Here is a 25,985-nt window from a genome sequence, read left to right on the forward strand (position 1 = left end):
TCCCGGAAGCCATCGACCCCTGTCACCGTAGTCGCCGTGCCCGGCTGAGGTAGGTCTGCGTGACCACCACGACCGCCAGGAACGCCCCGCTGACCACGGACTGCACGGACGAGGTGAGGTTCCCGATCTGGTTGATGACGTTCTGGATGACCCCCAGCAGGAGCACGCCACAGAACGTGCCGCCGACACTGCCGGCGCCTCCGGTCAGCAGGGTGCCGCCGATGACGACCGCGGCGATGGCGTCCAGCTCCATGCCGACCCCCAGGATGGTGACCCCGGAGCCCAGGCGGGCCGCGTTCAGCACTCCCGCGGCGCCCGCGAGGAGACCGCTGATCAGGTAGGTGGTGACCTTCACCCGCGCGACCGGCAGGCCCATCAGCGCCGCGGCCTCCTCGTTGCCGCCGATGGCGAAGACCGCCTGCCCGTAGCGGCTGCGTTGCAACAGCAGCGCGGCAGCCGCGCCGAGCAGCACGGCCAGGTAGACCGGCCAGCCGAGCCCGAACAGGGTTCCCCGCCCGAGGTCGAGCAGGGCCGAATCTCCGGGCACGAGATAGGTCGCCGCACCCTCGTCCGTCACCGCCAGCAGCAGACCGCGGGCGCCGAGCAGGCTGGCCAGGGTGACGATGAACGGGGCCAGCCCGGCGTACGCGATGACCAGACCGTTCAGCAGGCCGATCCCGCCGCAGACGACCAGGGGCACGAGTACGGCCGGCAGCACCCCCCACTGGCTGGCCCAGGCGGCGAGCACACCGCCCAGGGCGAACACGGAGCCGACCGACAGGTCGATGCCGCCGGTGATGATGACGAAGGTCATCCCGACGGCGACGATCATCAGCGTGGACGACTGGATCGCGATGCCGGCGAGGTTGTCGGCGGTGGCGAACGCGGGGAAGGCCATGGCCGCGACGGCGCCGCCGAGCAGCAGGACGGCCAGCGCACCGTGCCGCTGTGCCGCGACGGCGAAGCGTTCCATCCCGGCGACGCGCGACACGGGCAGCTGCGGCGTGTCGCCCGCCGCCGCGACGTGGGCGGTGGTGTCGGCGCTCATCGCGACCTCCGTTCGCGGGCCAGGTACACGGCGACCAGGATGATGACGGCCTGTGCCATCTGCGCCGTGGAATCGGGCACGTCGTGCTTGATCAGGGTGGCGCGGAGCAGCTGGATGAGCAGCGCCCCCGCCACGGTGCCGAGCACCCGGACCCGGCCGCCGGTGAGCGGGGTGCCCCCCACCACGACCGCGGTGATCGCGGAGAGTTCGATCAGGTTCCCGATGGCCGAGGGGTCGCTGGCGGTGAGCCGGGCCGTGGCCAGCACACCGGCCAGCGCGGCGAGCAACCCGCTGAGGACGTACGTGACGATCAGGACCCGGCGGACCGGCAGGCCGGCCAGCTGGGCGGCGGGGCGGTTGCCACCGATGGCGACGAGCTGCCGGCCGTAGGTGGTGCGGTGGACGGCGAAGCCCACGAGGCCGGCGAGCACCACGGCGACGGCGACGACCACGGGCACGCCGAGCACGTCGTCGGTGCCCCACCCGAGCACCTGCGGGTTGCGGAGCTGTTTGAGCTGCCCGTCGGCGAGCACCAGGGCGATCCCCCGCCCGGCGACCAGGAGGGCCAGGGTGGCGACGATCGGTTGCAGGCCGACGACGGCGACCAAGGTTCCGTTGAGCGCGCCCGCCGCCACGCCGGCCAGCAGCGCCATGGCGGCCGCCGGCCACGCCCCGAACCCCAGGTAGAGCGGGAGGACGGCGGCGGCGAGGGCCATCACCGATCCCACCGACAGGTCCACTCCCTCGGTGCCGATCACCAGGGCCATGCCGAGAGCGACGATCACGACCGGCGCCACCTGGACCAGTTGGGTACGCAGGTTCGCCAGGTCGAGGAAGTTGTCGGTGAACAGGGCGTTGAAGACCACGAGCGCGAGCACCGCCGCGTACACCCCGTAGTGCTGGAGGTGACGGGTAAGCGCGGCACGGTCGGAACCGGCCGGGGTGAGGGTCGCGGGCTCAGCGGTCATCGTCGGGCCCCTCCCCGGTGGCGAGGGCGGACATGATGGCGTGCTCGGACACGTCGTCGCCCACCAACTCCCCGACCACCGCGCCGGCCCGGAGCACGACGACCCGTTCGGCCCCCTCGACGAGCTCCTCCAGATCGGAGGAGATCAGGACCACGCCCAGGCCGTCGCGGGCCAGCTCGCCGATCAACTCCTGCACCTCCGCCTTGGCGCCGACGTCGATGCCGCGGGTCGGCTCGTCGAGCAGGAGCAGCTTCGGGTTCAGGCAGAGCCAGCGGGCCAGCAGCAGCTTCTGCTGGTTGCCCCCGGAGAGGTCACCCGCCCGTTGTTCCGGGCTGGAGGCGCGGATCCGCAGGCGCTTCATGAACGTCTCGACCAGCCGGTCCTGCCGGTCCCGGGTGACGATCCCGGCGCGGGCCAGCCGGGGCATGGCGGCCAGCACGATGTTCTCCCGGACCGAGAGGTCGGGGACGATGCCCTCCGCCTTGCGGTCCTCGGGAAGCAGGGCCACTCCGGCGCGGATGGCCCGGCGGGGCGTGGGACGGCGCAGGCGACGCCCGGCGACGGTGATCTCACCACCGTCGAGCGGGAGCGCCCCGACGATCGCCTTGGCGGTCTCGGACCGACCCGAGCCGAGCAGGCCGCCCAGCCCGGTGACCTCGCCCGGGCGCACCGTGAAGGAGACGTCGCGCAGGACGTGCCGCTTGCGGAGGCGGTCGACGGTGAGCACCGGTGGGGCGTCCCGGGGAGGATGCGCGGCCCTGAACCGGGTGAGGCCTTCCTGGCGCACCTGGGCCAGGTCACGGCCGAGCATGGTCGAGACGAGGCGGAGCCGGTCCAGGTCGGCCATCGGCCCGGTGTGCACCACCCGGCCGTCGCGCAGCACGGTCACCCGGTCGCAGAGCTGGTAGAGCTCGTCGAGGCGGTGGCTGACGTAGACGACCGCGACGCCACCGGCGTTGAGCTGCCGGACCAGCCGGAACAGCGTCTCCACCTCGCGCGGTTCCAGGGACGAGGTCGGCTCGTCCATGATCAGCACCCGCGCGTCGACCGCGACGGCACGGGCGAGCGCGACCATCTGCTGGGCACCGAGGCTCAGCGACCGGAGCGGTCGGGTCACGTCGACGTCGACGCCGTACCGACTGAGCGTCTGTCCCGCCTCGCGGTTCATCCGCCGCACGTCCACCAGTCCGAAGCGGCGGGGCTCCCGTCCGAGAAAGAGGTTCCGGGCGACGCTCAGCAGAGGTATGAGGTTCACCTCCTGGTAGATGGTGGAGATGCCCGCACGCTGGGCGTCGAGCGGGCGGCGGAACGTCACGGGCCGGCCCTGGTAGCGGACCTCACCGGCGTCCGCCCGGTGCACTCCGGTGAGCACCTTGATCAGGGTGGACTTGCCCGCGCCGTTCTCACCGACCAGGGCGTGGACCTCGCCCGGTGCCACCGTGAGGTTCACCGCCTCCAGGGCGCGTACGCCGGGGAAACGTTTGGAAAGGTCGCGCACCTCGAGCACGGGCTCGGCGCTGTCGGTCATGGTGCTGCCCCCTCGGGTGGGACGACGGAGGGCCGCCCGGTCCGGCCGGATCGGACCGGACCGGGCGGGACGTCAGTAGGCACTGGCCAGGGACTCCCGGGCGTTGCCCGAGTCGTACTCGCGGTCGCTGATGATGACGTTCTCGCCGATGGGGGTCCCGGCGTAGAAGTCCTGCGCGGTCTTGAACGCCAGCGGGCCGAACCGCGGGTTGGACTCGATCACGGCGTTGATGGTGCCGTCCACGATGGCCTGTACGGCGTTGCGCGTGCCGTCGATGGAGACGATCTTGACGTCCTTGCCGGGATTCTTGCCGGCCGACCGTAGGGCGGTGACGGCGCCGAGGGCCATTTCGTCGTTCTCGGCGTAGACCGCGGTGATGTCGGGGTTGCTCGAGATGAGCTGCTCCATCACGGCCTGGCCCTTGTCGCGGGCGAACTCGCCGGTCTGCTGCGCGACGATCTGCAGCCCGGGCGCCTTCGCCCTGACCTGGTCGACGAAGCCGTTGGTGCGGTCGGTGGTGACGTTGTTGCCGGAGGAGCCGAGGAGGATGGCGACCTTCCCCGACCCGCCGGTCACCTTGATCATGGCGTCGGCCGCCCGCTTGCCCTGCTCGACGAAGTTCGAGCCGAGGAACGCCAGGTAGTCGCGGCACGGCTTCGCGTTGATCTTCCGGTCGATGGTCAGGACCGGCACCTTCTTCGCCGCGGCCGCCTGCAGCGCCGGCTCGAGGCCGTCGCTGTTGAGCGGGGCGACGATCAGGAACTGCGCGCCCTGGGCGAGCATGTCCTGGATGTCGCTGATCTGCTTGGACAGCTGAGACTGGGCGTTGGTGACCAGCAGCTTCTTGACGCCGATCTTCGCGGCCTCGTCGCGGATCGACTGGGTCTCGGCGATCCGGAAGGGGTTGGCCTCCTTCTCCGACTGGGAGAAGCCGACGACGGCGTTGGTGAGGTCGAGTTTCTCGGCCCCGTACTGCTGCAGGGTGCAGCCGGCACCACCCGGCGTGCTGCTGGCCACGACCTGCTGGCCGGCAGTGCCCTGAGGTGCGGGGGTCCCCTCGCTTTCGCTCTTCGTGCAACCGGCGAGCAGTGCGGTGCCGGCCACCAGGACGGCGGTCGCGCTCGCCAGACGGCGGATCCTCATGGTCATTCCGGTGCTCCTCGTGCGCGGTGGTGGCAGGTGAGCCGGCGTCGACAGGGCGCGTCGGCGCGGGAGGTCCACCCGGGGACGGGACGCGGTCTCGGCGACGACCGCGACCGGAGACATTGACGAAGGGCCATTGACGTGTTGCCCGCGGGAGGCCTATAACGTTATACACGCAACGACGAATGTCAATAAGACCCCGAACGTCGTCAGTCTCGATCGAACCGACATCCGTCGCGCCGCCCGGGCACCGTGCACCGTCCCCCGCCGCCCCCTGAGACGGAACCGCCATGAGACAGCCCGTCCGCACCCGCCTGTCCGCCCTCGCCGCCGCCGCCCTCGCCGCCGGTCTCCTGCTCCCGGCGCCAGCCGCCGAGGCCGCGCCCGCCAAGCCACCACCGCTGACCACGCCGTGGACCAGCCAGGCCCTCGCCGGCACTCCCCTGCCCGAGTACCCACGGCCACAGATGACCCGCGCCGACTGGCTCAACCTCAACGGTGAGTGGCAGCTACGCCAGTCGACCACCGACGACGCGCCCCCGTTCGGCGTCACCCTCCCGGAGCGGGTCAACGTCCCGTTCCCGGTGGAGTCCGCGCTGTCCGGCATCGGCCGGTCGGCCGGCGACGACCGCCATTACCTGTTCTACCGGCGAACCTTCACCGTCCCGGCCGGGTGGAGCGGTCGACGCGTGCAGCTCCACTTCGGAGCGGTCGACTGGCAGACCACCGTCTGGGTCAACGGCACCCGGGTCGGCGGGCACACCGGCGGCTACGACGCCTTCACCTTCGACATCACCCCGCATCTGACCGGCGGCAGCAACGAACTGCTGGTCAAGGTCTGGGACCCCAGCGACAGCCGGCAGGCCGGCAGCCTGCCGCCCATCGGCAAGCAGACCAGGACCCCCGGCGGGATCTTCTACACCCCCACCTCCGGCATCTGGCAGACCGTCTGGCTGGAGCCCACCCCCGCCACCTCGATCAGCAGCGTCGACCTCTACCCGAACCTCGCCACCAACAGCCTGCGGATCCGGGTCTTCACCCGCGGCGACACCACCGGGCACAGCGTCCTCGCCCAGGCGCTCGCCGGCGGCACCGTCGTCGGCTCCGCCACCGGCGGGTTCACCGAGTTCTCCGTCCCCGTGCCCAACGCCCGCCGGTGGTCACCGGACGACCCGTTCCTCTACCACCTGCGGGTCACACTCCGCAACGCCGCCGGGGCGCAGGCCGACCAGACCGTGCACTACTTCGGCATGCGCGAGATCAGCACCGGCCTGGTCAACGGGGTGCTCCGCCCCAAGCTCAACGGCCAGTTCGTCTTCCAGGTGGGCACTCTCGACCAGGGTTACTGGCCGGACGGTCTGTACACGGCACCGACCGACGCCGCCCTCGCGTTCGACCTGCACAAGCACAAGGATCTGGGCTTCAACATGGTCCGCAAGCACATCAAGGTCGAGCCCCAACGCTGGTTCTACCACGCCGACCGCCTCGGCCTGCTCGTCTGGCAGGACGTGCCGTCGCTGACCGCCCAGGACATCAACCCCACCGACGCCCAGCAGGCACAGCTCGAGGCCGAGGCCCGGGAGATCGTCGACGAGCACCGCAGCTCACCAGCGGTGGTCGCCTACACGGTCTACAACGAGGGGTGGGGCGAGCGGGCCCTTGCCGACACCCGGCGGGTGGGCCAGAACGTCAAGAACCAGGACCCGACCCGGCTGGTCAACACCCACAGCGGCCACAACTGCTGCCAGTCCCTGGGCGACCCGGGCAACGGTGACATCAACGACTGGCACGTCTACGTCGGCCCGGACTCCCCCGTGCCGTCGAGCAGCCGCATCGCGGTGCTGGGCGAGTTCGGCGGCCTGGGACTGCGCTCACCCGGCCACGAGTACAGCCCCAACGGCAACTTCCTGGCGTACGAGTGGCAGCCCACCTCCGGCGCTCTCACCGACCGGTACGTCGGACTGGTCGAGGGCAGCCGGAACCTGATGCTCGGCAAGGGGCTCAGCGCCTCGGTGTACACCGAGATCACCGACGTGGAGGGCGAACTGAACGGATTCCTCACCTACGACCGTCAGGTCGTCAAGATGGACCAGGCCCGGGTCCGGACGGCCAACCAGGGCCTGATCGAGGCGTCGAAGGCGCTCAACAATTCCGCGCCGGTCACGCTGCCCGTCGACGCCCGCCTGTCGCTGCGGGTCACCACGCCCGGTCACACCGACCGGTACCTGCGGCACCGGGACAGCCTCGCGTACACGGAGGTGGTGACGGCCGGCAGTCCCGCCGTGCTCAAGAACGACGCGACCTACACCGTGCGGCGAGGACTCGCCGACGCCGCCTGCTACTCCTTCGAGTCGGTCAACTACCCCGGCCAGTACCTCCGCCACGCGTTCTCCCGGGTACGCAACTCACCCGACGACGGCTCGACGCTGATGCGGGCCGACGCCACCTGGTGCGCCCGGACCGGGCTGACCGGCACCGGAGTGTCGCTGGAGTCGTACAACTACCGGGGCTCGTACCTGCGCCACCACGACTCGGAGGTGTGGCTGAGCAACGGCGCCGGCGGCGCCGCGTACAACACTCCGAACCTCTGGGCGGCCGACAGCACCTGGGCCGTCGCCGCCGCGTGGGCTCCGTGACCCAGGGACACCCCGACCGCCGGTGGGCCGCTCGACCCACCGGCCCCCACACCGCCACGACCATCGGCGGTTGCGGCGGTCGGCAGGGGCAGCAGGTCCGGTCCGGCCGGGCGTGACCTGATAAAGCGGCAGCCGCGGAGCAGCTGCTCCGCGGCTGCCGCTCGAATCACTGGATCCGCCGCCCACACCGGGGGGTGCTGTCGTGGGTGAGGCGCGTAGTCGCGACCGTCCCCCACCCAGCAGGTCGTTCAGGCTCAGACGGCAGCGGGCTCGGACGCCGGGCGGCTCACGCCGTGGGACAGCCGGGGCGCGATGATCCGGTCCAGGCTGAAACGTCCCGCGCCGACCGCGGCGAGCAGGAGGGCCATGGTGCCGAGCGCGAGCACCAGCTCGAACCCGTTGGTGCTCACGAAGACCCCGTTGCCGAGGTGGACGGTGAGGAAGGCACCGACCATGTTGAGCGCGAGGAGCAGTCCAGCCAGCGGCACCGCGAGCCCGGCCACCAGGGCGACACCACCGACGAGCTCGACGAACGCCGCGAACCAGGCGCTCGCCGTCGGCAGCGGGACACCCAGCTGGCCGAATGCCGCAGCAGTGCCGTCGAGGCCCCATTCGGTGAGCTTCTGCCATCCGTGCGCGATGAAGATGACACCGACGGCGACGCGCGCGAAGAGCACGGCCAGGTCACGGAGTGGGACGTTGTTCATGAAGGACCCCTTCTCGGGCGGGAACGGTTGCGTACCGGGCCCAGCTCACAGCCACCGGCGGGCTAGCTGGCGTTTGGGGGCAGAGAAGCCCCGGACCTGCGGCGGCCGGCATCTCACCAGGCCCCGCTGACTCGAAGTTACCAGGAAAGAGTTTGCACCATCAAATATTGAGTCCTCAATTACTTTGCCTCGACCTCCCGTGAGGGCCCGCCACCGCTCAGCGACGAGCCGCCCGGTAGACCGGACAGGAACCGCTCCCCGGCGCAGACGGAGGCAGCGGGTGCGACGGCTTGACCAGCGCCCGGCCGGGTAACCGGGGGTTCGGAATCGCCGGCTCCGACAGCGGGCGGGCGGCCTTCCGCTGTCAGCTACGCCCGATCCGGGCGCACCGCGTCAGGGATGTAGGGAGGTTCGAGTGACCGCCGCAGCATGGCGACCAACCCCCGCTGACCCGATGCCGGAAGCGCCAGAACGGCTGGGGGTGTCCAGCGGCGCCGGCCGAGACCTGCCGCCGGAGCTCGGGCCGGACGCGATCGGTGTGCTGGAGGGGCGCACCTTCATGTTCTCCGACGCCCGCGGGGACGTGCCGAGAGGCTCCATCGGGGGCTTGGTGCACGACGACACACGGTTCCTCGACCAGTGGGAGCTGTCGATCGACGACGCTCCGCTGCTGGTACTTTCGGCGGGAACCGTCGACGCCTATTCGGCGGCGTTCTTCCTGTCCAACTCCGAACTGGCCCACCTGCCCGCCAACCGGGTGGGCGTGCGACGGCAGCGCTTCGTCGGCGACGGCCTCTACGAACGCGTCGAGCTGCGATACTTCGGCACCGAGCCGGTGTCGATCCGGCTGCGCCTGGCTGCCGGAACGGATTTCGCGGATCTGTTCGAGATCAAGGAGTCGGGCCGCGACCGCAGCGCGGACATCAGCCGCCAGCACGAACCGGACGGCGCGGCGCTGGAGTTCTGCTACCGCAACGGCACCTACGCGGCGTCGGTACGCGTCGAGGCCGACCCGCCGGCCGACGTGGTCGACGGCGACGCCCTCGTGTGGGACGTGCACCTCGATCGGGGGCAGCAGTGGAACTGTGAGTTCAGCGTGCCGCTGCGCTGCGGCGACGAACGCTTCCGGCCCACCGTGCGCGGGTTCGACGAGGCGTTCGATCACGGGCCGGAGGACCCGTCGACCCGTTGGGCGGCGGAGAAGCCGCATCTGCACGCGGACGTGGATCTGCTCCGCGACGTCTACCACCAGTCCGCGGTCGACCTCGTGTCCATGCGTCTCGAGAAGACCATCGCGGGCGAACCGGTGGCGCTCCTCGCCGCGGGCCTGCCGTGGTTCCTCACCATCTTCGGTCGCGACACGTTGATCACCGGCTACCAGTGCATGACCTGCGGTCCCGATGTCGCCCGCGGCGCCCTGATCGTGCTGGCGACTCATCAGGCGACGACGTTCGACGACTTCACCGATCAGGAACCGGGCAAGATCTTCCACGAGTACCGCACGGGTGAGCTGACCCAACTCGGCCTCAAGCCCTACCGCCCCTACTACGGCGGCGCGGACACCACGGCGCTGTGGCTGATCCTGCTGTCGGAGTACTGGCGGTGGACCGGTGACGACGAGCTCGTGTGCCGGTTGCGTGGCAACGCCGAAGCCGCGCTGCGCTGGATCGACCGGTACGGCGATCGCGACGGCGACGGCTACGTCGAATATGCCACCCGCTCCGCCCAGGGTCTCGGCAACCAGTGCTGGCGGGACTCGCCCGACGGCGTGCAGTTCGCCGACAGCACCATCCCGGTGCTTCCCATCGCGACCTGCGAGACGCAGGGCTACACCTACGACGCGAAACTGCGCCTGGCCGAGATCTCCGACGGCCCGTGGCGGGATCCGGACATGGCCCAGCGGCTGCGCGGTGAGGCGGCCCGACTGCGCGAGCAGTTCAACCAGGACTACTGGATGCCGGAGCGGGGCGGCTACTACGCCGTCGGCCTCGACGGCGACAAACGCCCCATCGACTCGATGACCTCCAACATGGGCCACCTGCTCTGGAGCGGGATCGTCCCCGACGACCGCGCAGCGCACGTCGCGCGGCACCTGATGTCCGAGGAGATGTTCTCGGGATGGGGGGTACGAACTCTTTCCACGGCCGATGTCGGGTACAACCCCATCGGCTACCACGTCGGCACCGTCTGGCCGCACGACAACTCGATCATCGCCGCCGGGCTGGCCCGGTACGGCTACCGCGAGGAGGCCAACCGCATCGCGATGGCGATGCTGGAAGCCTCCCGCCACTCCCGACACCGGCTGCCCGAGGCGTTCTCCGGCTATGACCGGTCATTCGGCCGAGAGCCTGTGCCGTACCCGACCGCCTGCAACCCCCAGGCGTGGGCCAGCGGTGCGCCCCTGCTGCTCCTGCGCACGATGCTCGGCCTCGAACCGCGGGAGGGCAGGCTCGCCGCCGACGCTCACGTCCCCGACGTTCTCGGACGGATCCGCCTGCACAACGTAGCGGCGCTCGGGCGACGGTGGAACCTCGACGCGGCCGGCTCCGAATGCACGATCTCGCCCGCCGACTGAGCCTGTGTCGAAGTCGGTCACCGCCACTCGTCGATGACGGCGAGGTGGACGGGGCCTCGCCACTACTTCCAGGTGCGGTCGAGGAAGTCGGCGATGAGCGGCGCGATCTCCGGCAGGTGATCTTCGAGGGCGAAGTGGCCGGTGTCGAAGAGGTGGAGTTCGGCGTCGGGCAGGTCGCGAGTGTAGGCACGGGCGCCGGGCTCGGGAAAGATCGGGTCGTTGCTTCCCCAGGTGATCAGGGTGGGCGGGGTGTGGCTGCGCAGCCAGGCCTGCCAGCGCTCGTAGCGCTCAAGGTTGGAGTGGTAGTCGAACGCCAGGGCCGTCTGCGCCTCCTTGCGGCCCGGCAGGTCCAGGAAGTGCTGGTCGAGGGTCCAGTTGTCCGGGGCGAGCAGCTCGCGGTCGGCGACGCCGGTCTCGTACTGGCGGCGGGTGCCGGACAGGGTGAGCAGGTCGCGGAGGGTGTCCTCGGCGCCGGGTGTCTCGGGACGCAGGGCGAGCAGGCCCCGGGCGTCGTCCGACAGCCCCTCGGTGTAGGCGTTGCCGTTCTGCACGACCAGCCCCGCGATCCACTCGGGGTGCCGCTCGGCGAGCCGGAAGCCGACCGGCGCTCCGAAGTCGAAGACGTACATCACGAACCGCCGCAGTCCGAGCTGCTGGACGAAGCCCTCGGCGATGTCGGCGAGCCGGTCGAAGGAGTAGGTGAAGCCGTCAGGGGTCCGGGTGTAGCCGAAGCCGGGGTAGTCCGGGGCGATCAGCCGGTATCGGGAGCCGAGGGCGTCGATGAGGCGGCGGAACTGGTGCGAGGCCGAAGGGAAGCCGTGCAGGAGCAGCAGGACCGGTGCGTGGGGGCGGTCCGGGAGCGACTCGCGGTAGAAGACGCTGACGCCGTCGAGATCGACGTGGCGGTGGGCGGTGCGGCTGACCGGGGCCATGGCCATCTGCAAAGCCTCTCTTCTCGGACGGGCGTTGCGGCCAGTCAAGCGAAGCGGAGGGCTCACGGTGGCCGGCGACTGCCAGAACCACACCGTCGTGTACGCCGACGGCGTCACCCGTCAGGAAGAGCCCTGGAACTCCAGACCGACCGGCTGCCAGAGGCGGGAGTTCCACCGCGCTAGTCGGCGCGGGGCAGCGTGATGGTGAAGGTCGTCCCGACGCCGACCTCACTTTCGACCGTGATGGCCCCCTGGTGATCGGTGACGATCTGCCGGGCGATGGCGAGGCCGAGGCCGCTGCCCCCGGTACGGCGGCCCCGCGCGGCGTCGGCCCGCCAGAACCGGTCGAACACGTGCGGCAACGCGTCCGCTTCGATCCCCGAACCGGTGTCGACGACCTGGACGATCGCCTGTGTGTCGGTATGGCTCGCGACCAGCCGGACGCTGCCGCCCGCGGCGGTCGCCCGTAGTGCGTTGGTGACGAGGTTGCCCACCACCTGGCGGAGCCGGTCGGGATCGGCCTGCACCGCGACCGGCTCGGCCGCCACGCGCAACGACACCTCGGCTGCCTCCGCCCGGGCGTGGTGGGCGGTGCGGCAGGTCTCCAGGAGTTCGGCCAGATCCACCGTGACCCGGTGGTACGCCAGGTTGCCGGCCTCAGCCAGGGCCAGGTCCTGCAGGTCGTCGACGATGCGCTGTTGCAGCACCGCCTCCTCGTGCAGCGACGCGAAGAGATCCTGATCCGGCGTGATCACGCCGTCGGAGAGGGCCTCGAGATAGCCGCGCAGGTTGGCCAGCGGGGTGCGCAGCTCATGGGCGACGTCGGCGACCAGCCGGCGTTGCCGCTCCTCCCCCCGCTGCAGCGAGTCGGCCATCCGGTTGAACGACCGGGCCAGCTCCGCCAACTCGTCGTTGCCCCGCACCGGAACCCGTCCGGTGAGGTCGCCCCGGCCGAGCCGCTGAGCGGCCGTGGTGAGCGTGTCGATGGGGCGCAGCACTCGCCGGCTCAGCAGCACGGTGCCGATGACCGCGACCGCCGCGACGCCCGCTGCCGCGGCGAGCAGTGGACCGGCGGTCACCACGGACGCCGGATCGCTGCGCGCACCGAGATAGACCCGGGCGGGTACCGGCGCGACGTCACGGGTGTCGTTGGTGAAGGCCTGGGCCAGGCAGGAATCCAGTGATTCCACCGTCGAAGTGCCGCACACCTGCACCGAGGCAGCGTCGGCCAGGTTCCGGCCCGGCTCTGCCGCGACGTCGGCGCAGTTGTCGACGATCTCAGCGACACCAGGGCGATCGCGCACGTCGGCCGCGCTCAGGTCGGCGTCGAACTGCGGAACTCCCGTGCTGGTGGGTACAGCGACAACAGGGACGGATTCCCGGGTCAGGCAGGCCGCGAACCGCACGCCGGTGCGGTAGCCGGCGATCGCACCGGCCACACCTTTCTGCCGGCTCGCCGGTTCCGCCGGCAGTGCGGCCAGGTTCAAGACCGGCCGCGGATCGACGACCCCGACCATCGTGCCGAGCGGCCGGGCGGTGCGGTCCTCCTGGGTGTCCGTGTCCACGATCACCTGGCCCGTGTCGGCGACCAGGTGGATCCGCTGACCGGTCTGGGCGCGCAGGTCCCGCACCAGGTCGGACACGCCCTCCCAGGTGCCGTGCCGGCTGCCGTAGGTCGTGAGTCGGCCGACGACCTCGTCGAGTTGCGCCCGGTCGGTGGTGGCCGAGTCGTTGATCTGTTGCGAGGCCTGCCGCAGGGTGAGCCAGGCGGTCGCGGCGGTCGCGCTCACCGCGACGAGGATGACCAGCCAGAGCACCCGTAGTCGAAAACTCACCGGCGGGCTCCGGACGCGCCCTCGGGCGCCGGCTCCGGTTCGGCGAGCCGGTAGCCGCGGCCGTAGACGGTCTGCACGTACCGCGGCTCCGCGACGTCGTCCTCGATCTTGCGGCGGAGGTTCATCACGTGCGCGTCGACGGTGCGTTCGAGCACGAAACGATCGAATCCGAAGGCCCGGTCGATGATCTGCGCCCGGGTGAACGCCCGCCCGGGCTCGCCGGCGAGCACCTCGAGGATGCCGAACTCCTTGGCCGTCAGGGCGACCGGCCGCCCGCCGACGCGTACCTCGAACCGGCCGGCGTCCACCTCGAGATCGCCGACGCGCAGCACCGCCCGGTTGTCGGCGGTCACCACCCGGGCCCGGCGCAGCAGCGCCCGTACCCGGGCGGTCAGCTCCCGCGGGCTGTACGGCTTGGTGAGGTAGTCGTCGGCACCGACGTCGAGGCCCAGCAGGACGTCGTCCTCGGTGGTGCGGGCGGTCAGCAGCAGGATCGGAATCTCCGATTCGGCGCGCAGGATCCGGCACACGTCCAGGCCGTTGAGGACCGGCATCATCACGTCGAGGACCATCAGGTCCGGCCGGCGGGACCGGCACTGGTCCAGTGCGGCCCGCCCGTCGCCGACCAGCAGCACGCTGTGCCCCTCGCGTTCGAGATAGACCCGCACCAGGTTGGCCTGCTTGGGGTCGTCCTCGGCGACCAGGATCCGCGCGCTCATGTTTCCCCATCCTGCCTGGTGGTTGCGGGGTCAAGTAAACCCGAAACCCGTGAAGAACTGATGTGGGCGGGCCCCGGAGGGCGGCGGGCGGGATATCCGCACAGCTCGCCCACGCCTTCTTCAAGGGTTCTTCACCACCGGCTGCCTACGGTGCTCGTCGTGTCAGTCAGGAGCCGGACATGATCTTCGAACCAGCACAACCGGGCCGCCGCGACGAGCAACAGCGGCGGGCGGCCCGGCGGCGGATCCGGGAGACCCTCGCGGTGCGCCGGGCCGCCACGGTCGGCGGGCACGGGGCCGCCGAACCGCCGGACGAACCGCGCGTCGAGCCCGGGGCTGCCGGGGTGACGCCGGGTACGGGTGGCCGGCGCGCGGGGACCGGTGTGAGCAACGAGACCGTCCCGCTGGCCGAGGCCGTGATCGACCTCGCGGCGATCGGGGAGAACATCCGGACGATCGCGGCGATCGCACGTAGCGGGCTGATGGCCGTGGTGAAGGCCGACGGGTTCGGGCACGGCGCGGTGCCGGTGGCGCGGGCGGCGTTGGGCGCCGGCGCCGCCTGGCTGGGTGTGACCTCCGCGACGGAGGCGGTCGCGCTGCGCTCGGCGGGCATCGACGCGCCCGTCCTGAGCTGGCTGCACCGGCCGGACGAGGACTTTAGCCGCCTGATCGCCGCGGACGTCGACATCGCGGTGTCGACCGTGACCCACCTGCGCGCCATCGCGCGCGCGGCCACGGATGTCGGGGTGCCCGCCGCGGTCCAGCTCAAGGCGGACGTCGGCCTGTCACGCAACGGTGCCAGCGGCGACGAATGGCCCGAACTGGTCGCGTGGGCCCGCAAGCACGAGGCGGAGGGCAGCGTCCGGGTACGGGGGGTGTGGTCGCACCTGACGAACGCCGACGTGCCGGGCTGCCCGAGCATCGCCCGGCAGCTGTCGACGTTCCAGGAGGCGCTGCGGATCGCTCGGGAGACCGGACTCGACCCCGACGTGGTGCATCTGGCCAACTCGGCGGCGGCACTGGCCGCCCCGCAGACCCGGTTCGACCTCTGCCGGATCGGGCTGGCCATGTACGGCGTCGACCCGTTCGGCGCGAGCGGTACCCCCCGCCGCTACGGCCTGCGACCCGCCATGACCCTGCGGTCAAGGGTGATCAACCTGAAGCGCGTGCCCGCCGGTACCGGCGTGTCCTACGGCCCCGACCGGGTGACCGATCGGCCGACCACGCTCGCCCTGCTGCCGCTCGGGTACGCCGACGGCCTGTCGCGCACGGCCGAGGGCCGCGCGTGGGTCTGGCTCGCCGGTCGGCGCTGCCCGATCGTCGGCCGCATCGCCATGGATCAGTGCGTCGTCGATGTCGGCGACCTGCCGGTGGCGCTCGGCGATCCGGTGGTCGTCTTCGGCCCCGGCGCCGAGCCGGGCTCGCCCGACCCGGCCGAGCCGACGGCCGCCGAGTGGGCGCGGTGGGCCGGCACCAACCCGCACGAGGTCTTGACCGGAATCGGCGCGCGAGTGGCGCGCGTACACCTACACGGGGAAGCGGCGACATCATGACTGTTCGTCTGGCGGTGCTGTTCGGTGGGCGCAGCGGGGAGCACGACGTCTCCCGGCGCTCGGCGGAGAGCATCCTGGCCCACCTCGACCCCGCCGCCTACGAGGTGACCGAGGTGCTGATCGAGCGGGACGGCCAATGGCGGGTGGACGGCGACCGGGCCACCTTCGCGGAGGCGCTGCGGACCCTCGGCGGCCAGGACGTGGTGTTCCCGGCGCTGCACGGCCCGTACGGTGAGGACGGCACCGTCCAGTCGATGCTGGAGTGGCTCGGCGTCGCGTTCGTCGGCAACGGTGTCTTCGCCAGCGCCGCCGGGATGGACAAGCCGGTCACGAAGAAGCTCCTCGCCGCCGACGGCCTGCGGGTGGCTGACGGGGTGACGCTGCGGCCCGACGAGGAGTTGTCGTCGCGGGATCAGGAGCGGCTGGGGCTGCCCGTCTTCGTCAAGCCGGCCCGGGCCGGCTCCAGCCTGGGAGTCTCCAAGGTCGAACATTGGGCGCAGCTGCCCGCCGCTTTGCGGCTCGCGCGGGAGGGCGACGCGAAGGTTCTCGTCGAACGCGCCGTGCCCGGGCGCGAGATCGACGTCGGCGTCCTCCAGCACCCCGACGGTCGCGTCGAGGCCGGGCCGCCGCTGGAGATACGGGTGGCGAACGCCGCATTCTTCGACTACGACGCCAAGTACGACGGCGGTGCCGTCTTCCACATTCCGGCCCAACTCGACCCCGGCACCACCCGACTCCTGCAGGACCGGGCCGTGCGGGCGTTCCACGCGCTCGGCTGCCGCGGGCTGCTCCGCGTCGACTTCTTCCTGCCGGATCCAGAGGCCGATCACGGCACAGGGTGGACCGGAGACCACCGGGAGCCGGTGATCAACGAGGTCAACACCTTCCCCGGATTCACCGCCGCCTCCCAGTACCCGCAGATCTGGCAGCGGGCCGGCGTCGGCTACTCCGCACTGCTCGACATCCTCATCCAGGGCGCAGCGACGCGACGCGACACCGCCCTCGCCTGCCCGAGTCCCTGCTGATGGCCGTCTACACCGCGGAACATCTCCGTGGCCTCCGCATGATCGTCACGGGCGGAGGAACGGGCGGGCACACCTACCCGGCGCTGACCACGATCCGTGCGCTCCGCGACCGGCTGGCGTCAGCCGGCACCGCACCGGAGGTCCGCTGGGTGGGGGTCGCCCACGGACTGGAGGCCAGAATCGCCCGGCAGGAGGGCATCGCCTTCACGGCGATCACCACCGGCAAACTGCGCCGCTCGCCGAACCTGCACGAGTGGGGCCGCAACATCGCCGACGCCTTCCGCGTGCCGCTGGGCATCTTCCAGGCCATCATGATCGTGGCGCGCACCCGCCCCGAGGTGGTCTTCTCCACCGGCGGGTACGTCTGCGTCCCGATCGGGATCGCCGCCTGGATGACCCGCCGCCCGCTGGTCATGCACGAGCAGACCCTCACGGTCGGGCTGGCGAACCGGATCCTCGCCCTCCTCGCCGATCGGGTCCTGCTGAGTCACGAGTCCTCCATCGACCATCTGCCCGCCCGAGCGAGAACCCGCGCGGTGGTCACCGGCAACCCCATCCGGCCCGAGATCCTCATGGGCGACCGCGACCGGGCGCTCGCGGCGTACCACCTGGATCCGCGCCTGCCGCTGGTGTACGTCACCGGCGGCGCCCAGGGCGCCGTCCAGGTCAACAACCTGATCGCCGAGATCCTCCCCGGGCTCCTGCCGAAATGTCAGGTGCTGCACCAGTGCGGCGACTACTCCCTCGACCGGATGCGGCAGGTCGCGGCCGCCCTCCCGGAACACCTGCGCAGCAGGTACCGGGTCGTCGACTACGTCCACGGCGAGCTGCCCGACGTCCTGAGCGCCGCGGACATCGTCGTCGCGCGCAGCGGCGCCGGCACCGTCGCCGAACTCACCGCCCTCGGCAAGGCATGCGTCTTCATCCCGCTGATCCCCACCGGCGGAGACGAACAGCGGCGGACCGCACGGCACCTCGCCGACGCCGGTGCCTCCCGCATGCTCGCCGGCCCGGACGCCTCCGCCAACCGCCTCTACGAGGAGATCATGGTGCTGCTCGACCACCCGGACCGACGCCGGGAGCTGGCCGACGCCGCCCGTCAATACGGCCGGCCGAATGCGGCCGCAGCCGTGGCCAGCGCGATCATCGACGCCGCTGCGCGATACCGGTCATGATCCTGCTGTCCGATCGGAGAATCTCGGCCATCCCGCTCGGCGACAACGGGGAGGCCCTGGTCGACGTACGCCAGGTTGCCGAACTTCGGGTCGACGATCGCCTGGCCGACGAGGCCGGGGCCTACGCCCACCTCCGTGAGGCAACGGTCCAGCGCCTGCTCGCCGCCCAGCGGACGCTGCCCCGAGAGCTGCGGCTGCTGATCATCGAGGGGTACCGGCCACTCAGCCTGCAGACGACCTACTTCGAGAGCTACCAGGACGAACTGCGCCGCAGGTACCCGGAGTGGGACCCGGCGCGCCGGCACGTGGAGGCCAGCAAGTACGTCTCGCCGCCCGAGGTGGCTCCGCACAGCACCGGCGGGACGGTCGACCTCACGCTCTGTACGGCCGACGGGCTCGAACTGGACCTGGGCACGATCGTCAACGCCAGCCCGGTGGACAGCGCCAACGCCTGCTTCACCGGATCACCCGACATCTCCCCGCAGGCCCGCACCAATCGCGGCATCCTGGGCCAGGCGCTCTCGGCTGCCGGCATGGTCAACTACCCGACCGAATGGTGGCACTGGTCGTTCGGCGACCGCTACTGGGCGCTGAGCACCGGGGCCGCCCGGACCCGGTACGGGCCGGTGGATCTGGAGTGACGCGGCTGTCCGAGATCGATCTGCTGCGGATCATCGTGGCCCAGGCAGTGATCTTCCTACACCTTCTCCGGCTGGATGCGGCCCTTTCACCGGTATCGTTCCCGGGGCTCGGCGAGGTCGTCCGGTATTGACGATGAGGCATCGCCTCGATCGATGCAGCGGGGCCCCGGAGAACACGGTCTTGTGCGAAGCTCCCCGGCAGTCGGCATAGCGGATACTTCCCGTGCCGGCGACGGCTGCCCGAGGACGGGTTGCCAGCTGGTGAAGAGAGGGAGTTGATGTCTGTGCTGATGAGCCGCTTCAGACCGTCGCCGTTCGGTGCCCGGCTGATGACATTGCTGCTGGTCGCGTTGACCGTTCTGACGGCGGCGCCGACACCGGCGCAGGCCGTGGCGGTGCCCCCGGGTGGGCGGGCGAACTACGTCGTGGCCCTGATGCGCAATGTCGGCACGGAGTCGTTCGTGCGCCTGGCCGAGTACAGCCTGCGCTCCGACGGTACGGCACGTGCCGACTACTGGGCTTGGAACGCCAAGACCCTCTCGGGCCGGGCGGAGACGGGTTTCACCACCGCTGGCTGCGCGCAGACCTGCAAGGTGTACACCGCTGCGGGCTTCGAGAACGACCCCAAGCAGTTGTACGGGACCTGGTCGGTCTCCGGTAGCGATCTGACGATCCAGTGGACGACGAACTCCCAGACCGAGCGGTGGAAGTTCTCGAACATGGCTACCGTGACCAAGCTGGACCTGGCGAGTCACCCGACCGCCAACCGCGGGTTCGGCTGGGGAAGCACGGTGCACTTCCGCACCGGAGTCAGCGTGACCGACATCTACAACGCCCACGGCACCTACACGGGGCCCGGAGTCGAGAACAACTACGGCACCATCACCGAATTCCCGGCATCGTCGCAGACGATTCATCACCCGGATGCCTACAATTCGGTGCGGCTGTGCAACGCGAACTGCATGAACCTGTCCACGATGAAATCCGACGGCGCGGGCGGGGTGGTTCCCAGCAACAAGGTCTACCTGGCGGGCAACGGCCTGGACCGGAAGATGTACTACAACCACCAGCTGTATGAGGTGAACCGCGACGCCTGCATCGGCACTGGGACGACGGCCGCCGGCCACCTCAAGCCGGCCCTGCAGATCATCGACGACAACGGAGCCTTCCGAGGTCTCGTCGTGGTGGAGGCCTCGCTCTACTCATTCTCCTATGGCGGCAACATCCTCGGCGTAACCGACCTGAACGACATCTGATTTTTGTCGGTCGTAAGGGACAGTCCCGACGCGACGGCCGCGCCGGTGGTGGACACCTGAGGTTCGCCACCGGCGCGATCGTTTTGGTTGGCCCGTCCTACGGCCGTGGGAGGATCCGGGCCTTCGAGTCGTCCCGTCTGGACGGCATCGGCTGCGCCCGGTCCGCCGGCCCTTTTCGGCACAAGTCGCAGCGTCCGGCGTGGCGCCCTCCCCAGGGTCGGGAGGGCGCCGGCACTCGTGCGTCACGCTAGGCGGTGGCGCGTTGCCACTGCTGGTTGGTGGCGCCGGTGGTGCTGCAGGTGTACTGGATGAGGCCGATGCCGTTCTCCAGCGACGATCCCGGCACATCGAGGCACTTGCCGCTGTGCCGGGCGATGAGGTTCAGGTAGCCGCCACCGACGTCGGTCAGCGACCACTGCTGACTGGTCGCGGTGCCACATGCGGACTGCGTGATGGTGGCGCCGTTGCTCGACGACGCACCGGTGACGGTGGCGCACTGGCCACTGGCCCGGTTGACCACGTTGAAGAAGCCGCTGGTGCCGGTCGGGCGGACCTCCCACTGCTGGTTGAAGCCGGTGGTCGGGGCGTTCTGCACGACGGTGTTCGTCCCGCTGAGGACCTCCATGCGCTTGAGGCTCCTGCGGGAGGTGAACGTCGAGTACGTGGTGCTGCTGGCGGTCGGAGTCACCGCCGCCGAGGCGGCCGACGCGGGTCCGGTGCCGACCGCGTTGGTCGCCGTGACCCGGAACGTGTACGCCGTGCCGTTGGTCAACCCGGTCACCGTGCAACTGGTCGCGCCGGTCGTCGTGCAGGTCCCGGCGGGGGTGCCGGTCACCCGGTAGCCGGTGATCGCGGAGCCGCCGTTGGACGACGGCGCCGTCCAGCTCACCGACACCTGCGCGTTGCCGGCGACACCGGTCACACCCGTGGGCGCACCGGGCAGGCTCGGGGCCGATCCGGACTCCAGGATCAGCAGCCAGTCGTTCATGCCCTGGCCGTTGTCGCCGGGGCTGGTGAAGACCCGTGAGCCGGAGTTCGCGAACGTTCCGATGCTGGTGTAGGTGCCGTTCGCCGGGTTGAACCACTTCGCCGACACCGAGCTGGTGCTCAGCCTGGCCATGTTGACCGTCAGGGAGCGGGCGCTGGTGCCGGTCGACGGGATGTAGGCCATCACCAGGGTGCCGTCGGCGGTACGCGCCGCGGTCACGTAATCGGCGCCCCCGATGCTGGTGCCGTTGTTGAAGGTGCCGAACCCGGCCGTGACCGTCGTGTGGGTGAAGTCCGGAACGAGGTTCCACCAGGGCCTGTCGATCATCACCCTCGCGGCGTGGCCGGCGCTGACAGCTCCCCGGTCGTTGAGATGGTTCTGCCAGGTCTGACCGCTGCGAGCGAACACGGAGTCGTTCACGGGCCAGATGTCACGGTTGCCGTAGGCGAACCCGGCGGCACCGCTGAGCGTGGGCCAGTACTGCTCGGCCCGCACGTACGCCGGCGACGCGCCGTCTCCCTCGTAGCCGCTCTCGATCATGACGAACGGCATGGCGGGGCTGCGCAGGTAGGCGTCCTTGGACACGGCGTAGACGTACCGGGAGCCGCTGCCCTTCTCCGGGTAGTACGTGTAGACGGTGCTGAGGTTCAACCATGGTGCGTTGCTGCTGTAGACGACCCGGCCTTCACCACCCGGGGCGGTGTGCGCCGTTATCGGGACCGTTGCGTTGATGCTGCGGATGCCGTTCGCGATCGCGTTGATCCGGTCCCGGGTGGCTGCGTTCGGGTTGGCGTCGCCACCCATCTGGAATATGACGTTCGTGCGGGCGCCGGTGGCGTAGCGCCGGGCGATGAACTGCCCGAAGCCGGTGGCGGCGGAGATGCTGTTGCTGGCGAGCTGCCCGGCGCCCCACTCTTCGTTGCGGTAGCCCAGCCACACCAGGCCCATGTTGACCGCAAGGCCCCGGGCGGCGGCCTTGTCCACGAACGCGTCCATGTGGGCCCACCACGCCTCGTGCGGGGTGGAGAGGTTGCCGGCGGAGGTGAACGGCAGGTGCCCGGCGCGGTTGCGCTCGGTCCAGTGGTGCGGCGCCATCACCATGACGGCGGTGAAGCCCTTGGCCCTGCGGTTGTCGAGGTAGAGGTCGAACTCCGCGGCGGTGGCGTTCTCGAGCATGAACCAGCCGGTGTCGGCGGCGAAGTAGTAGGGGTTGTTGTTGGCGTCGACGAGGTAGCGCGCGGTGGGGCCGACCTTGAGCGGGAACACGGTGGCCGGCGCCGCGGCGGCGGTACCGGCGGACGCCACGGCGAGGATGCCGGCGGTCACCGCCAGCACGATGGCGGTGAGGACCGCGACCATCCGATGCGACAGGCGGGTGATGAGAGGCATGAGTTCTCCGGGGGTGCGGGACGAGCGGCGGGGGTTCGTGCGGCGTGCGCGGCGACATCCGGTGGCCCGACGGCCGCGGTATGCCGCCACCTGGACTGCAGGTCGCAGTCCGTGGCGGTGTGGTTGCGTGAGCTCAGCCGGCCAACGGCCTCCTGCGCCAGGAGTACACCGGCGCCCGTTTCGCGTCGCCCATCGCGCGTGGGGGCGCGCGATGGTGCTGGGCGGTGGCGTTGCCGCTGCGCCGGGCAACGAAGTCCAAAGGCCGCTCCATATTGGTCTGATGACGTGACATGGACCTGCTGCCGGCGTCGAGCAGACACACCTTTCCGGTGTCGCACGCGGCCCGGAGCACTCCGCGTGCGACGCATGCGGAGCCGCCCACAACGTCACGTCGGCTGTTGACAAGCCTGTGATCCGGCGCTCACAGTATTGCATGTCTTGCATCTCCAGTCGCCAATGAATGGATATTCGGGTGAATGGTCACCGGCGCCCGCCCTCGGCGCTCGTTCTCCTGCTCGTCGCCACCTCGCTGTCGGCCTGCACCGGCGTTCCGGGCGTCTACGTCTACGAGACAACGCGTGACCGACAGTCCCGCGCCACGGCTGCGTTCGACCCGAAGGCCTACGTCGAAGGCGTCTGGTCCTCCCGGATCGTCCCCACCGTGCGTGACCAGGCCGTCGATGTCGTCACCGTCTCGGCCGCCGTCGCCGACGATCCCGCCGCCGCCGGTCAGCGGTTCGGGCGCCAGTCCGGCACCGGAAGCCCGTACGCCTACCTCGTCAAGGGCACCGGCACGGTGACGAAGGCGGACCCGACGGCGGCGACCGGTCCGGTAACCGTCGAGGTGCCCGCGCCCGGCGGCGGCGAGCCGGTGACCGTGACCGTGGTGACCGGTCCGGTGATCGCCGGAACGGCCCTGCGGGACGCTGTCGGCTTCATCGCCTTCGGCGACTTCACCAACCAGATCGCCTACGCCGAGGTCGCGAATCAGATCAACGCCAAGGTGCGGACCGACGTGGCGGCCAAGGTCGACGCCGGGAACCTGCCCGGCAGGAAGCTGACCTTCTACGGCGCCTACAGCGACGTGGTGCCGGACCAGATCACCGTCGTGCCGACCGAGCTGCGGGTCGGCTCGTGACCAGCCCGCCGGTAGCGCTGCAGGGGCGCGGCATCAGCAAGTCCTACGGCGGCGTCCAGGCGCTGCGCGATGTCGCCTTCAGCGCGTACCGCGGCAAGGTCAACGTCCTGGTCGGCGAGAACGGCGCCGGCAAGTCGACGCTGATGAAGATCCTGTCCGGCGCGGAACAGCCGACGACCGGCGACATCGTCCTCGACGGCCGGCCGGTGAAGCTGGCCGGCCCCCGGGATGCGATCGCCTCCGGCATCGGCATCATCCATCAGGAACTCACCCTGTTTCCCAACCTGTCCGTCGCCGAGAACATGTTCGCCGGGCGCGAGCTGCGCCGGGCACGTCACTTCGTCGACCGGGCCAGCCAGCGTCGCCGGACCCACGAGGTCCTGCGGCGGCTCGGCCTGGACGTGGACCCGTCCACGCCGGTCGGGGAACTGCCGATCGGACAGCGACAACTCGTAGAGATCGGTCGGGTGCTGCTCGAGGACGCACGCATCCTCATCATGGACGAGCCCACGTCGGCGTTGTCGAACCACGAGGTCGACGTCCTCTTCGGCGTCATGGCGGACCTGCGGGACCACGACGTGACCGTCATCTACATCTCGCACAAACTCGACGAGTTCCGCCGCATCGGCGACTACGTGACCGTGTTGCGCGACGGACGTCTGGTGGCCCACGAGTCCATGACGAACACGGACACGGCGTGGATCGTACGCCAGATGGTCGGACGCGATCCCGAGCTGCTGTTCCCCCACAGCAGCTCCGATCCGGGCGATGTCCTGCTCGACGTCCGCCATCTGTCCACCCGCGGCGCCCCCGGGGCGGTGGTGGACGACGTCTCGTTCCAGGTCCGCGCCGGCGAGGTCGTCGGCATCTACGGCCTGATGGGCGCCGGCCGAACGGAACTCGTCGAGTGCCTGATCGGCCTGCGCCGCGCCGGTCGAGGGCAGATCCTCGTCCGCGGAAGGCCCCCGACCGACCCGACAGTTCGCGGCCGCATGGCCGCCGGCCTCGCGTTGGTACCCGAGGACCGCCAGCGCGACGGCCTGATCCAGACCATGACCGTCCGGGACAACATCCTGCTGTCCGTTCTCGGCCGCCTGTCGCGTTCGGGCCTGCTGCGTCGGGGGGCGGAACGGTCCGTCGCCACCGGAAAGATCACCGAGTTGGCGATCAAGACTCCCGCCCTCACCACCCCGGTCACGTCGTTGAGCGGCGGCAACCAACAGAAGGTGGTGCTGGCCCGGGCATTGCTCACCGAGCCGGTGGTGCTGTTGCTCGACGAACCCACCCGCGGCATAGACGTCGGGGCGAAGTCCCAGATCGCCGCTCTGATGTCCGAGCTCACCGCCGCTGGCTTCGGCGTGCTCTTCACCTCCTCGGAGCTCGCCGAGGTGATCGCGATGGCGGACCGGGTCCTCGTCATGGCCCGCGGGCGCGTCACCGCGGAACTGGCGGCCGACACCGTCACCGAAGAAGCACTCATCACCGCTTCCGCTTCCGACAGCGCCCTGGAGACACAGCGATGACCAGCACCGATGTCGCCAGCAAGGCGCCCGCGCCGACACAGCCCGGGCGGGCCCCTCGCAACCGGAGCCTGGCCCGGACCGCCTTGCTCCTGCTCCGCGGGCGGACGCTCGTCGTCCTCATCGTGCTCGTGCTGTTCTTCAGCGCCGTGTCGTCGGAGTATCTGACGCAGAGCAACGTCATCCTGATGACCAAGCACGTGGCCATCAACGCCATCCTGGCCATCGGCGTCACCTTCGTGATCCTGACCGGTGGCATAGACCTGTCCGTCGGTTCCATCGCCGGCCTGTCCAGCATGGTGGCGGGCGGCCTGTTGTTCACCGGCCTGCAGGTGCCCGGTGGCACGGTCTTCTTCTCGGTGGCCGTCGTCGTCGTGATCGGCATCGTCGTCGGAGCCCTGACGGGCGCCCTCAACGGGTTGCTGGTCACGCGATTCTCGGTGGCGCCGTTCATTGCCACGCTCGGCATGCTGTACGTCGCCCGGGGCGTGGCGCAGCTGCTGAGTGACGGCGGCACCTTCCCCGACCTGGCGGGTACGCCGCAGCGGGGCAACCAGGGCTTCGGAGTCATCGGCGTGGACAGCTTCCTCGGCATACCGGTCGCCGTATGGATCATGGTGCTCGTCGCCACCGCGGCGGTCGTCGTCACCACCAGGACCCCCTTCGGCAGGCGCGTCTACGCGGTCGGGGGCAACGAGCGCGCGGCGGTGCTCTCCGGCATCCGGGTACGCCGCATCAAGATCGCCGTGTACGTCATCTCCGGCTCGTGCGCCGCCCTGGCCGGACTGCTGCTCACCTCCGAGCTGGGCGCCGCCTATCCCGACACGGCGACCACGTACGAGCTCAACGCGATCGCGGCCGCGGTGCTGGGCGGGACGGCGCTCAGCGGCGGACGCGGAACCATCGTCGGCACCGTCATGGGCGCCTTCGTCATCGGCTTCCTCAGCGACGGGCTCGTCCTCGTCGGCGTCTCCACGTTCTGGCAATCGGTGGTGAAAGGCGCGGTGATCATCATCGCCGTCATCGCCGAGCAGGCACAGCAGCGGCTGCAGGCCGGCCTTTCCGACCGGGCCGCCTGACGTTTCTCCCCTTCCCGCGACCCGACATCGCACCGCATACCGAGAGGCGCTCCCATGAACAGGACTTCCCTGATTCGCCGGCTTCTGCTGCCGGCCGGCACGGCGACGATGCTGGCCCTCGCCGCGTGCG

The 25,985-nt window shown here is 70.5% G+C and carries 20 protein-coding genes; 11 read left to right on the plus strand and 9 right to left on the minus strand.

Features of this window, described 5'->3' with window-relative positions:
• Positions 1-22 precede the first annotated feature (22 nt).
• From AC5L3Z_RS19780 to AC5L3Z_RS19795, 4 genes are all read right to left on the minus strand, one after another.
• The gene (locus tag AC5L3Z_RS19780; RefSeq protein ID WP_494844037.1) at positions 23-1,048 is read right to left on the minus strand and encodes an ABC transporter permease; all 1,026 of its coding nucleotides are present in this window, start codon (positions 1,046-1,048) and stop codon (positions 23-25) included.
• Positions 1,045-2,016: an ABC transporter permease gene (locus AC5L3Z_RS19785; RefSeq protein WP_494844039.1), complete on the minus strand. Its 972-nt coding sequence runs from the start codon at positions 2,014-2,016 to the stop codon at positions 1,045-1,047. Before AC5L3Z_RS19785 ends, AC5L3Z_RS19780 begins: the two co-directional genes overlap by 4 nt.
• Positions 2,006-3,544, minus strand: coding sequence for a sugar ABC transporter ATP-binding protein (locus AC5L3Z_RS19790; RefSeq protein ID WP_494844041.1), 1,539 nt, complete (start codon positions 3,542-3,544; stop codon positions 2,006-2,008). Before AC5L3Z_RS19790 ends, AC5L3Z_RS19785 begins: the two co-directional genes overlap by 11 nt.
• A gap of 72 nt (positions 3,545-3,616) precedes the next feature.
• Positions 3,617-4,693, minus strand: coding sequence for an ABC transporter substrate-binding protein (locus AC5L3Z_RS19795; protein WP_494844042.1), 1,077 nt, complete (start codon positions 4,691-4,693; stop codon positions 3,617-3,619).
• A 284-nt stretch (positions 4,694-4,977) separates the two neighbouring features.
• Between AC5L3Z_RS19795 and AC5L3Z_RS19800 the strand changes: the two genes are divergently transcribed.
• Positions 4,978-7,323 (plus strand): AbfB domain-containing protein, encoded by a 2,346-nt coding sequence (locus AC5L3Z_RS19800; RefSeq protein ID WP_494844044.1) that lies wholly within the window; start codon positions 4,978-4,980, stop codon positions 7,321-7,323.
• Positions 7,324-7,577: 254 nt separating this feature from the next.
• Here AC5L3Z_RS19800 and AC5L3Z_RS19805 read toward each other — a convergent pair whose 3' ends face one another.
• A complete protein-coding gene (locus AC5L3Z_RS19805) occupies positions 7,578-8,030 on the minus strand; it encodes a DoxX family protein (RefSeq protein ID WP_494844046.1) in 453 nt (150 codons plus the stop codon).
• A gap of 454 nt (positions 8,031-8,484) precedes the next feature.
• On the opposite strand from AC5L3Z_RS19805, the gene AC5L3Z_RS19810 reads away from it, so the two are divergent.
• Positions 8,485-10,605 (plus strand): amylo-alpha-1,6-glucosidase, encoded by a 2,121-nt coding sequence (locus AC5L3Z_RS19810; protein ID WP_494844048.1) that lies wholly within the window; start codon positions 8,485-8,487, stop codon positions 10,603-10,605.
• A gap of 62 nt (positions 10,606-10,667) precedes the next feature.
• Here the strand turns inward: AC5L3Z_RS19810 and AC5L3Z_RS19815 are convergent, their stop codons facing one another.
• From AC5L3Z_RS19815 to AC5L3Z_RS19825, 3 genes are all read right to left on the minus strand, one after another.
• Positions 10,668-11,543 carry an alpha/beta fold hydrolase gene (locus tag AC5L3Z_RS19815; protein WP_494844050.1) on the minus strand — a complete coding sequence of 292 codons (876 nt, stop codon included), beginning with the start codon at positions 11,541-11,543 and terminating at the stop codon, positions 10,668-10,670.
• 173 nt (positions 11,544-11,716) lie between these two features.
• The gene (locus tag AC5L3Z_RS19820) at positions 11,717-13,372 is read right to left on the minus strand and encodes a sensor histidine kinase (protein WP_494844052.1); all 1,656 of its coding nucleotides are present in this window, start codon (positions 13,370-13,372) and stop codon (positions 11,717-11,719) included.
• Positions 13,369-14,091 carry a response regulator transcription factor gene (locus tag AC5L3Z_RS19825; RefSeq protein WP_494844054.1) on the minus strand — a complete coding sequence of 241 codons (723 nt, stop codon included), beginning with the start codon at positions 14,089-14,091 and terminating at the stop codon, positions 13,369-13,371. Before AC5L3Z_RS19825 ends, AC5L3Z_RS19820 begins: the two co-directional genes overlap by 4 nt.
• Positions 14,092-14,270: 179 nt before the next feature.
• Here AC5L3Z_RS19825 and alr point away from each other — a divergent pair, with 179 nt between their 5' ends.
• From alr to AC5L3Z_RS19855, 6 genes are all read left to right on the plus strand, one after another.
• Complete coding sequence (alr, locus tag AC5L3Z_RS19830; protein ID WP_494844055.1) at positions 14,271-15,644, plus strand: alanine racemase; 1,374 nt, start codon at positions 14,271-14,273, stop codon at positions 15,642-15,644.
• Positions 15,641-16,669, plus strand: coding sequence for a D-alanine--D-alanine ligase family protein (locus tag AC5L3Z_RS19835; RefSeq protein ID WP_494844057.1), 1,029 nt, complete (start codon positions 15,641-15,643; stop codon positions 16,667-16,669). The genes alr and AC5L3Z_RS19835 overlap by 4 nt, the downstream gene beginning before the upstream one ends.
• Positions 16,669-17,844: a UDP-N-acetylglucosamine--N-acetylmuramyl-(pentapeptide) pyrophosphoryl-undecaprenol N-acetylglucosamine transferase gene (locus AC5L3Z_RS19840; protein ID WP_494844059.1), complete on the plus strand. Its 1,176-nt coding sequence runs from the start codon at positions 16,669-16,671 to the stop codon at positions 17,842-17,844. Before AC5L3Z_RS19835 ends, AC5L3Z_RS19840 begins: the two co-directional genes overlap by 1 nt.
• Positions 17,841-18,485, plus strand: a complete 645-nt coding sequence (locus tag AC5L3Z_RS19845; RefSeq protein ID WP_494844061.1) for a M15 family metallopeptidase — start codon at positions 17,841-17,843, stop codon at positions 18,483-18,485. Before AC5L3Z_RS19840 ends, AC5L3Z_RS19845 begins: the two co-directional genes overlap by 4 nt.
• Positions 18,482-18,616, plus strand: coding sequence for a hypothetical protein (locus AC5L3Z_RS19850; protein WP_494844062.1), 135 nt, complete (start codon positions 18,482-18,484; stop codon positions 18,614-18,616). Before AC5L3Z_RS19845 ends, AC5L3Z_RS19850 begins: the two co-directional genes overlap by 4 nt.
• 147 nt (positions 18,617-18,763) lie before the next feature.
• On the plus strand, positions 18,764-19,741 hold the full coding sequence (locus AC5L3Z_RS19855; protein ID WP_494844063.1) for a hypothetical protein: 978 nt from the start codon (positions 18,764-18,766) through the stop codon (positions 19,739-19,741).
• Between the two features lie 247 nt (positions 19,742-19,988).
• Here the strand turns inward: AC5L3Z_RS19855 and AC5L3Z_RS19860 are convergent, their stop codons facing one another.
• Complete coding sequence (locus AC5L3Z_RS19860; protein ID WP_494844065.1) at positions 19,989-22,118, minus strand: apiosidase-like domain-containing protein; 2,130 nt, start codon at positions 22,116-22,118, stop codon at positions 19,989-19,991.
• Between the two features lie 472 nt (positions 22,119-22,590).
• Here AC5L3Z_RS19860 and AC5L3Z_RS19865 point away from each other — a divergent pair, with 472 nt between their 5' ends.
• The 3 genes from AC5L3Z_RS19865 to AC5L3Z_RS19875 are packed head-to-tail and all read left to right on the plus strand — an operon-like array spanning position 22,591 to position 25,855.
• Positions 22,591-23,256, plus strand: coding sequence for a DUF2291 family protein (locus AC5L3Z_RS19865; protein ID WP_494844066.1), 666 nt, complete (start codon positions 22,591-22,593; stop codon positions 23,254-23,256).
• The gene (locus AC5L3Z_RS19870) at positions 23,253-24,779 is read left to right on the plus strand and encodes a sugar ABC transporter ATP-binding protein (protein ID WP_494844067.1); all 1,527 of its coding nucleotides are present in this window, start codon (positions 23,253-23,255) and stop codon (positions 24,777-24,779) included. The genes AC5L3Z_RS19865 and AC5L3Z_RS19870 overlap by 4 nt, the downstream gene beginning before the upstream one ends.
• Positions 24,776-25,855, plus strand: a complete 1,080-nt coding sequence (locus AC5L3Z_RS19875; RefSeq protein ID WP_494844069.1) for an ABC transporter permease — start codon at positions 24,776-24,778, stop codon at positions 25,853-25,855. Before AC5L3Z_RS19870 ends, AC5L3Z_RS19875 begins: the two co-directional genes overlap by 4 nt.
• Positions 25,856-25,985: the final 130 nt, after the last annotated feature.

It is taken from the genome of Micromonospora sp. LZ37 (assembly GCF_059359015.1).